This window comes from uncultured Desulfovibrio sp., assembly GCF_944327235.1.
In the GTDB taxonomy this organism is placed as follows: Bacteria; Desulfobacterota; Desulfovibrionia; order Desulfovibrionales; family Desulfovibrionaceae; genus Desulfovibrio.
In genome coordinates, this window is the sequence record NZ_CALVHE010000093.1 from 1 (window position 1) to 8,856 (window position 8,856).

The following is an 8,856-nucleotide window of genomic DNA, read 5'->3' on the forward strand; positions in this document are numbered from 1 at the left end:
CACCCTTTTCCTCGCTCGCTTGTTGGTTTGTCTGGTAACTTCCAACTTACCGAATGAGGAAAGGGTGAACAACCTATTGGAACACAACACCGCGCCGTGCTCGCTACGCTGTTCACTGCCGCATAGGCAGCTTAGAAATCCGGGCTTCGTCAGTGAACAGGGACGGAGGGGTTCACTGCCGCATAGGCAGCTTAGAAAATTACCCCGCCGGTGCGGGCGATTGGCGTCCGGTTCACTGCCGCATAGGCAGCTTAGAAACGACGCAGCGCCGGGGCCGCTTGTCACGAGCCGTTCACTGCCGCATAGGCAGTTTCGAGAGCCTGATTCGGACGCGGCCGGGGGACGTGCCACCTCCTCGCACGTCACGTGGGGCGGTGTCGGTATCGTCCCTGTCGCGGGCGGCGTGGCCTGTCCGCCTCCCGCGCGATCATGTCAGATGCCGCAGCGCCGCCAGTCTGTCCAGCAGCGCGTCGACCTTGCGTTCCACGTCATGCAGATCGTTTTCCATGGCGGCGCGTCGGTCCGCGAGCCGCCGGATGCCTTCGCGTGTGCTGGGTGCGGCCTGCACCAGATAGCGGGCGGGCAGCCAGACGTTATGGCGCAGCACTTCTTCCCGCGGGACGCGGCGACTGACGCCGGGCACTTCTTCCCGCCGCGTCATGTATGTCGCGATCCTTTCCCGCTCCTCGGCATCCAGCTGGACCTGCATCCCGCTGCGGCGTCCCCAGCCTGAGAGGTCGAGCATGAAGATGTCCTTCCCCGCCTGCCCGGCGTTTCCGCTCTTTCGGCGGTAGTCGAAGAACAGCAGGGCGCGGGCGGTGGTATCGCCCAGCATGATGTTGCCCGGCAGCAGGATGACGGCATCCAGCAGGTCCCGCCTGACCAGATCGCTCCGGCGGGCGGCGTCCTCGTCCTCGCGGAACAGCAGGCGCATGTGCGCCAGCAGCACGGCGCGCCCCCTGTTCAGGTCCAGCTCGTTGAGATGACGATAAACGATGTGCATGGCCTCGTCCCGCGCGGCGGTCCCGGCGCTGATATCGACATCGTGTCCCTGGGCCACTTGCTCGTCGATGGAAAAGTGTGCCGCATAGTCCGGCATGTCGCGATCGGGCGGGCTGTCGGCAAAGGGGTCATCCGCAAGATCGACGACCCCGCTCAGATACGGCAGCAGGGTACCGAGCGGCGATCCCCCACCGTGGCCGGAGCATTGCAGGCGCTCCGCGACCGGCAGCATGAGGGCGGTCTCCGCCAGCAGGTTGCCGAAGCCCATCGACTGGTCGCACACCGTTTCCCCGGGAGCGACGGCGGCAAGGCGGATCATGAGACGGGCAAGCCAGCGCGGCACGATGGGGTGCGGCAGGGATTTGCCGCGCGAAACGGCATGATCGGCCAGTTTGTCCAGCAGCAGATGCGTGGCCAGGTCCCGATCCAGCAGGGGCATGTCCGCAAAGGCGGCAAGCAGGGCGCGCAGGGTCTCCGGGTCGGGGACGTGCTCCGGGGAGAAAAGGCAGTTCTGCCGCCGCCCCAGCGCCATGCGGATGAGGACAGCCAGCTGCGGCCATTCGGCCTCCTCCCACGGTTCGCACGGCTCCGCGAGATCGCTGCGCGCGGGCGCGGAAGCCTGCCGGGCTTCGATCTGCCGGATGAGCTTGTGGAAAAAACCGGGCGGGCAAAGCTGCGAGAGCGCAAAAAAACCCAGACTGGCCTCCACTTCCATCTGATAGGCGTAGGCATCCCCGAACCGGCGCGTGCCGGGATGCGCCTCGAACCAGTCATGCGCCGTGGCGCAGCAGTCGCTGACGCGCCGCAGCCATTGGCGGTATTCTTCGCCGCCGGGGAGATCCTCGGAAGGGACGTACATGTGCGGCTCCTTAGGGCCTGTGAGCACCAATTTTACACATAATTTCAATGTATAAGTCTATTACCCGCACACGCTCCGCCTGTCATGGAGGCGGGCTCACCTCGTGTCCCTGACTCTTCCCCCCAAACAGACAGCGAGTAGTGTTGACAGGCCCTTGAGCATTGTCAGTTTGCAACGCTTCGCGTTTCCAGCCATACGGCCTGTCGTTTCGCGGAAAAAACGCGGTCATCCCGCCTGGTTTGGGCCGGGCGGGGCTGTGCCGCCGCCTCGCATCTTGCCTTTTTCAACGGCAAGATGCTTTAGGTGCGCTTGGCGGCATCCTTCGCCAGATCGGCCATGAGCGTTTCAAGCTCCGTCGCCGCCTTGCGGGCATCGGGACTGAATGGCGGTTCCGGCGGATCGTCGCACGCCGCAAGGAGGTATCCCTCTTCCTCCTCCTCATGCGGGGACGGCAGATCCGGCGCATCGGACGACCGTTCGTAAAAGGCCGTATCTATATGCCGGGCATGGTAGAGCAGCGCCTCCTCCACCATCTCCCGCCTGTCCTCGATGAGCTGCCTGCGGTAGCGGAGCTCCTGCCGCAGCAGGTCCGCCGCTTCCATGATCAGCGCCTGTGCTTCACGGGGCGGCAGGGGGACGGGCAGGTCGCTCAGGTCGCCCTTGCGGAGCACCTCGGCATTGTCGCCGGTGCCGCGGGCGCGCAGCTGGCTTTGCGTCCGTGGATGATTGAGCAGCCAGTGCAGGTAGGCCGCCGAAGCGGAGGGCGCTGTGGGAGGGAGGCCGTATTTTTTGTGGATGGCCGCATCCAGCGCGCGGCGCGGCCGTATGATGATGATGGGGGCCACCGCCACGATGCGCTCCACCCCCGGCGGCAGCGCGGGGGGCGCGTCCAGCAGCGTGGCGTCGTTCACCATGCTCCGGGAGCGGAAAAGGATGTCGCCCTGTCGGAGACGAAAATGCGGTTTGACATCTTCCAGATGCACGCGGGTCAGCTTTTCGGTCCGCAGCGTCTCCCCGCTGAGGTCGGAGAGCTGCACGATCGCCGTCTCTCCTTGCGGGTCCGGCACGACGCGGGTCCGAAACGGATACCCCACACGGATCTCGGCAAGGGCCTGAAGAGGAACTTCCATCAGATATGCCTCAAAAAAATAATAATGCCAATTATAAAAGCATTCTCCACAAAGCACAAGCCGTATGCCGGGTCTGTTCGGCGGTGGCGTCCCGTGGAGCGGATCTGTGTCGAGGAGGGCTTTGATTGCAACATATTTATTTTATTTGAAAATATTTTTTAAAAAAATAGTAATGACAAAATTATTTTTTTGTATAAATCAAATTACTTTACAAAAGACCCGCGCAAGCTTAGATATGACGCAGGGAAAGTGCCTGATGCACGCCCTCTGGATACGTTCGCTATGGCCTGAGACGATTTTTATAAATAAAATTACTACAGGAGAGCTTATGACATCCGCAACTGGTTCGCACGCCACCCGTCGTATCGGTTTCCTCACCGCGCCGCAGACCGCCCCCGCCGCCGCGCGGCGGCCCCCCCGCCCCGCCGCCCTGCTCCAGTTCGACGGCGGCGAGTACGTCACGTTCGAGGATGCCCGGCACAATACGCTCTTGCTGGGCACGACCGGCAGCGGCAAGACCGCATCCATCATCCTGCCCGCGGCGGACAGGCTCGTGGCGGCGGGATTCGGTGGCCTCATCGTGGACATCAAGGGCAATTTCACCGATCACATCCGGGCCATCGCCCGGGCATACGGGCGGGAAAAGGATATCCTCGAGCTGGGGACCGGCCCGCGGGCCAGGAAGATCAACCTGCTCGCCGGAGCATCCGCCACCCGCGTGCACGACATCCTGCAACAGTTCATGCTGTGCTGCTCTGCGCCGGACGATCATAACCGCTCGTTCCACATGCGCGGCCTGCGCTGCGTGGTCGATATCCTCATGATGATGCGCATGATGTCCGAGCGCTGCGGATTGCCCATGCATCTGTGCATCCTCGAACGCATGATGAACGACCCGACCTATGCGCGCGAGTGTTTCCAGCGGTTCCGCGACATATTCAACGACGAGGCGGACCCCGAAGCGTGCGACCTTATCCGGCGCATCGGCGGGGATCATTTCCACATCGTCCCTCCCATCCTCAGGCGGTCCGAGGAGACGACATGGCAGGAGCAGGTGGGGTATCGGCTCGGCGTCGTCCGTACGGCCATCCAGATGCTGCGCCAGACGAACGGTCTTGAGGCGCAATTCTTTGCGCCCCGCAAGGCGGTACTGGACATCGCCGGGGAGATCTACCGCCGTCGGCGGATCGTCGTCCTGCGCCTTGCGCCCGACTGCGGGGAGCTGGGCGCGGTGCTGGCCCGCACCCTGCTGCGCGATTACTACGCCGCCGTGTACGCGCACGGGCTCCAGCTCCCGCAGGGCCAGTACACGTTCTGCATCACCGACGAAGCGCAGGATTTCCTTTCCGTGGAGCGGCTGGATCAGTACAACGACAACTCGTTCCTGGCGCGCAATCGCGAATACCGCAATATCAACATCATGGGGACGCAGTCCGTCGCGGCCCTCGTGGCCCGCACGCATGATCCCGAAGCTGTGGAAGCCATGCTGAACAATTTCAATGTGCGTGTCTTTTTCTATTCGGATGACCCGCAGACCCAGCGGCTGGCGGATGTGCACGATCAGACGCCGCTGACCGTCCATACGCGGGGCAATGGCCTGCTGGTCAGGATAGACGCCGCCGCCGGACGGCGTGTGGTCGGGAAGGTCAGCGTGCAGACCATGCACGACGCGCTCCAGAGCACGCTGGCCGCCCACGGAGGACGGTCACCCTCCACTGCCCTGCCCAGCCGTCCTCTCTCGCGTCAACGGCAATTGCGCAAGGCGCGGCAGGAACGTTCATGGGAGGAGGCCTATCTGCGGCCCGTGGCGCGGCATATCCCCTCGAGCGACGACGAGACGCCGCGGGATGCGGGCATGAAGAGGAAGCGCCGGGCCCCGTATCCCGGCCTGAACGCGTGCTTCGGGCCGGAGGAGGATTGATGCGGCGCGGGCGGGGGACGGCGTCAGCGGGGGCGGGGGGAACGCGTCTGTTCCGGCTCTTCCAGCCCCTGCTCCCGCAGGCGCTCGGCATAGAGCGCGAACAGTTCGCCCGGAGGGATGGTCAGCGCATCGGCCAGCCGGATCAACGTCCGGGCGCGCGGCTCGAAGACGCCGTGTTCCAGATAGCTGAGATACCGCTCGCTGATGCCGGAGGTGCGCGACAGGGCATACTGGCTTATGCCGCGTTCCTTCCGCAGGCGCAGCAGCAGCTCTCCGAAGGGGCATGGCGGGGAATTCTTGCTCATATCCCATCAAGTCTATCTCAGCTTGACGGAAAAAATTACCCGATAAATTCAGCGGTTATACGGAAAGACTCAGCCTATTGAAATAGTTGGCTTGACACTATTTACCGCTTCTCTTACCCGATGGATACATCAGGTAGGCGATAGTCAAGATCCCTTGCGCCATGAGGGAAGCGCTCATGGTGAGAACAGCAAACGATACGGCGGTCAACGCCGCCGACAAGGAGCGGGGTATGCCCACTTGGCTCGAACATGCGCGGTATTCGATACAGGCAAGATATGTCAGCAGGTTCGGCGCAGGCAATTCGGAGATCGATCATGACAACTTTGCCGAACGACTCGACGAGTTGCTCCGCTTTGCCGATGCCGGACAATATTCCATCGTCGGGGTCATCCCCATCGTGGCGACCATCGCATGGAGCTCCGAAGGCATGACCAGGAACGACACCACCGGCGCCCATGTGCTTCTGGAAAGGCGCGTGGAGATATCCGAAGAGGAATTTGCCGCGCGGAAAAGATATCAGAGCCTCAGGCGACAGGACGCGGCCCTGCGTCAGCAAGAGGAATGCCTAAGAAAGAGCAAGGCGCTCGTCGGCCTCATGAATCGTCTCGATCTCCAGGAAGGGGACATGGAGGACTTCATGACCAGCGAACGTTTCCTGCGCAAGGAAAAGGGCCTGTTCGGCGTCAAATATTTCCTCGGGCAGGTCGCCCATCCTTCACTCGAAGCCGCCAGACAGGAACTGGCAGCCTGCCGGGCGGCCATTGCCGAGGACTATCGGGCCTTGTCGGCCATCCGTGAGGAGCGGGCCGCCTGCGCCCGCGAGATGAGCGAGCTGGAGACCCGTCTGGCGGCGACGGCAAAAAAGCCGCCCGCACCGGACGGGAGGGGCTGTTAACATATCCCTTCCCCGGCGCGCTTTTACCGGGGGAGGAGTCGGGGACACGAGTCGCCCCCGCCCCCAAAAGTAAGCGGAGCGTGTCCAGTTTGTCTGTCGTGTCGAGAGCATTTTCAGTTTGAAACGCTTTGCGTTTCAACCATACGGCCTGTCATTTCGCGGAAAAAACGCGGTCATTCCGCCTGGTTTGGGCCGGGCGGCGCTGTGCCGCCGCCTCGCATCCTGCCTTTTTCACAGGCAGGATGCTCTCTTGCGATTATTTATAAAACGTGTGCTGGCAGGCCCTGGCTGTCGCGTCCCGCCGGGATGATCCCCGCTCTGACAGGATCAGGCAAGATTTTGCCAAAAACGCACGTTTTTTGCCGTGCGCTTCCCGGCTATACGGAAAGTCCGCAGTGAATTCTTGCAATGGAGGCAATCATGGACGCTGCAAAGGAACTTTCCCTGTCTGGACGCCGCCGTTTTCTGGCCGGGGGGCTGGCCCTCGGCACGATGACGCTCCTTGCCCACGCCCTGCCCCGCACGGCATGGGCGGCCGGAGAGGACGCAGAGCCGAAGAGCGGACGGCAGCCCGCTCCCCTGCCGTCCCGCAGGCTGGGGAGTCTGGAGGTCTCCGCCATCGGGCTGGGCTGTCTGCCCATGGTGGGCTATTATGGCGGCACATACGACAAAAAGGACATGATCGCCCTGATCCGCCGGGCCTTCGACAGGGGCGTGACCTTTTTCGACACGGCGGAGGTCTACGGCCCCCATACCAGTGAGGAATGGGTCGGGGAGGCGCTCGCGCCGGTCCGGGACAAGGTCGTCATCGCCACCAAGTTCGGTTTCGGCGTCGAGGAAGGACAGCCGACCGCCCTGAACAGCAGGCCGGACCATATCCGCCGCGCGGTGGAAGGCTCGTTGCGGCGTCTGCGCACCGATCGCATCGACCTGCTCTATCAGCATCGCGTCGATCCCGCCGTGCCTATGGAAGAGGTCGCCGGGACGGTGAAGGACCTCATTCAGGAGGGCAAGGTGCTGCATTTCGGTTTGTCCGAGGCCAGCGCCCGCTCCATCCGCAGGGCGCACGCCGTCCAGCCCGTGAGCGCCGTCCAGAGCGAGTATTCCCTCCTCTGGCGCGAACCGGAAACCAAGATCTTCTCCACCCTGCAAGAACTCGGCATCGGTCTTGTGCCGTACTGCCCGCTGGGGCGCGGCTTCCTGACCGGGGCCATAGACGAGAACAGCCGCTTCCCCAGCGGCCGCCTCGCCACGCTGCCGCAGTTCACGCCCGAAGCCCTGAAGCGGAATATGCCCCTGCCGCATCTGGTCCGTGAATGGGCGCGACGCAAGGGCTGCACCATGTCCCAGTTCGCGCTTGCCTGGCTGCTGGCGCAGGCCCCCTGGATAGCCCCCATCCCCGGCACCACCAACCCGGCCCATCTCGACGAGCTGACCGGGGCGGTCGCCGTCAGTCTGTCGCCCGCGGAACTCAAGGGATTCGCGTCCGACCTTTCCCGCATCCATCTTGTGGGACACCGCGCGGACCCCTTCACGGAAAGTCAGATCGACAAATGATCCTTGTCGCCAAAGGGAGCAGCATATGAACGAATCATTGCAAAATGAGCGCCGGCTGCGGCTGAATAACGGCGTCATGATGCCGAGCCTCGGTTTCGGCGTGTACCGCATCGCCCCGGAAACGACGACGGAAGCCGTTCTGGCGGCCCTGCGGGCCGGATACCGCCTCATCGATACGGCGGCCGCCTACAACAATGAACGGGAGGTCGGGGAAGCCGTCCGACAGAGCGGCATCCCCCGCGCCGACATCTTCGTGACCAGCAAGCTGTGGCCGACGGACTACGGTCAGGACGCCGCGGCGCGCGCACTGGACAGGAGCCTCGACAAGCTGGGGCTGGACTATGTAGACATGTTCCTCCTGCACTGGCCGCTCCCCTCCCGCTTTTCGCAGACCGTCGCCTCCTACCGGGTGCTGGAACAGAACCTCGCAGCGGGACGCATCCGCGCCATCGGGGTCTGCAATCACGATGCGGCTAATCTGGAAGCGCTCATGGCCGAGACCTCGCTCGTCCCGGCCGTGAATCAGGTCGAACTCCATCCCTTCTTCCCGCAGAAAGAACTGGCGCAGGCCCACGCGCGTCTGGGGATCGTGACGCAGGCCTGGTCCCCCCTCGGCGGGGTCAACGTCTATGACGCCGCGCCGGGCAAGGCGCGTCATGTCCTTGACCACCCGGTCGTCGTGTCGCTGGCCCGGCGTCTGGGCTGGACCCCGGCGCAGATCGTCCTGCGCTGGCATATCCAGCGGGGACATTCGGCCATTCCCAAATCCGTGCATCCGCAGCGCATGGCGGAAAATCTGGCGATATTCGACTTTGCCCTCTCCCCTGCCGATATGGACGCCATCGACGGACTGGATACCGGCGTGCGGGGCGGCGACGACCCGCAGACGGTGACGGAGCGGACCTATCCCGTGGTCATCGCCCCGTAGGGCCTGTCGGCACCAGGGCCTGTCGGCACTAATTTTACAAATAATTTCAATATATAAACCTATCAACCGTACACGTTCCGCTTGCCATAGAGGCGGGGTTACTTCGTGTCCCTGAATCTTTCCCCGGTAAAAGCGCGCTGGGGAAGGGATGGGGGGCTTGGGGGGAAGGGGAACCCCTCCAGCGCCGGCGGCGACCGAAAGGCGGCCCGCAGGGCCGTGCCTGTTAGGCGACGCAGGAGCCTTACAGGCATCGACAGC

At 63.4% G+C, this 8,856-nt stretch carries 7 protein-coding genes and 1 CRISPR repeat array; of the genes, 4 read left to right on the forward strand and 3 right to left on the reverse strand.

The window, feature by feature from the left end; translation table 11 throughout:
* The first annotated feature begins 110 nt into the window (after positions 1–110).
* Positions 111–318: direct repeats of the CRISPR family, unit length 28 nt; unit sequence GTTCACTGCCGCATAGGCAGCTTAGAAA.
* A 109-nt stretch (positions 319–427) separates the two neighbouring features.
* Both Q0K00_RS10305 and Q0K00_RS10310 read right to left on the reverse strand, forming a co-directional pair.
* Positions 428–1,861, reverse strand: a complete 1,434-nt coding sequence (locus tag Q0K00_RS10305) for an N-6 DNA methylase (RefSeq protein ID WP_297229238.1) — start codon at positions 1,859–1,861, stop codon at positions 428–430.
* A 299-nt stretch (positions 1,862–2,160) separates the two neighbouring features.
* The gene (locus tag Q0K00_RS10310) at positions 2,161–2,991 is read right to left on the reverse strand and encodes a hypothetical protein (RefSeq protein WP_297229240.1); all 831 of its coding nucleotides are present in this window, start codon (positions 2,989–2,991) and stop codon (positions 2,161–2,163) included.
* Positions 2,992–3,319: 328 nt separating this feature from the next.
* Between Q0K00_RS10310 and Q0K00_RS10315 the strand changes: the two genes are divergently transcribed.
* The gene (locus Q0K00_RS10315) at positions 3,320–4,912 is read left to right on the forward strand and encodes a hypothetical protein (protein ID WP_297229242.1); all 1,593 of its coding nucleotides are present in this window, start codon (positions 3,320–3,322) and stop codon (positions 4,910–4,912) included.
* A gap of 23 nt (positions 4,913–4,935) precedes the next feature.
* Here Q0K00_RS10315 and Q0K00_RS10320 read toward each other — a convergent pair whose 3' ends face one another.
* Positions 4,936–5,217, reverse strand: a complete 282-nt coding sequence (locus tag Q0K00_RS10320; protein WP_297229244.1) for a helix-turn-helix transcriptional regulator — start codon at positions 5,215–5,217, stop codon at positions 4,936–4,938.
* Between the two features lie 176 nt (positions 5,218–5,393).
* On the opposite strand from Q0K00_RS10320, the gene Q0K00_RS10325 reads away from it, so the two are divergent.
* From Q0K00_RS10325 to Q0K00_RS10335, 3 genes are all read left to right on the forward strand, one after another.
* Positions 5,394–6,113 carry a hypothetical protein gene (locus tag Q0K00_RS10325; RefSeq protein WP_297229246.1) on the forward strand — a complete coding sequence of 240 codons (720 nt, stop codon included), beginning with the start codon at positions 5,394–5,396 and terminating at the stop codon, positions 6,111–6,113.
* Positions 6,114–6,533: 420 nt separating this feature from the next.
* On the forward strand, positions 6,534–7,670 hold the full coding sequence (locus Q0K00_RS10330) for an aldo/keto reductase (RefSeq protein WP_297229248.1): 1,137 nt from the start codon (positions 6,534–6,536) through the stop codon (positions 7,668–7,670).
* Between the two features lie 25 nt (positions 7,671–7,695).
* Positions 7,696–8,598: an aldo/keto reductase gene (locus Q0K00_RS10335; RefSeq protein WP_297229250.1), complete on the forward strand. Its 903-nt coding sequence runs from the start codon at positions 7,696–7,698 to the stop codon at positions 8,596–8,598.
* Positions 8,599–8,856: the final 258 nt, after the last annotated feature.

Bases quoted from the DNA above. Each gene is read 5' to 3' on its own strand.
- Q0K00_RS10305 (WP_297229238.1), bottom strand. From the start codon at position 1,861: ATGTACGTCCCTTCCGAGGATCTCCCCGGCGGCGAAGAATACCGCCAA.
- Q0K00_RS10310 (WP_297229240.1), bottom strand. From the start codon at position 2,991: ATGGAAGTTCCTCTTCAGGCCCTTGCCGAGATCCGTGTGGGGTATCCG.
- Q0K00_RS10315 (WP_297229242.1), top strand. From the start codon at position 3,320: ATGACATCCGCAACTGGTTCGCACGCCACCCGTCGTATCGGTTTCCTC.
- Q0K00_RS10320 (WP_297229244.1), bottom strand. From the start codon at position 5,217: ATGAGCAAGAATTCCCCGCCATGCCCCTTCGGAGAGCTGCTGCTGCGC.
- Q0K00_RS10325 (WP_297229246.1), top strand. From the start codon at position 5,394: ATGGTGAGAACAGCAAACGATACGGCGGTCAACGCCGCCGACAAGGAG.
- Q0K00_RS10330 (WP_297229248.1), top strand. From the start codon at position 6,534: ATGGACGCTGCAAAGGAACTTTCCCTGTCTGGACGCCGCCGTTTTCTG.
- Q0K00_RS10335 (WP_297229250.1), top strand. From the start codon at position 7,696: ATGAACGAATCATTGCAAAATGAGCGCCGGCTGCGGCTGAATAACGGC.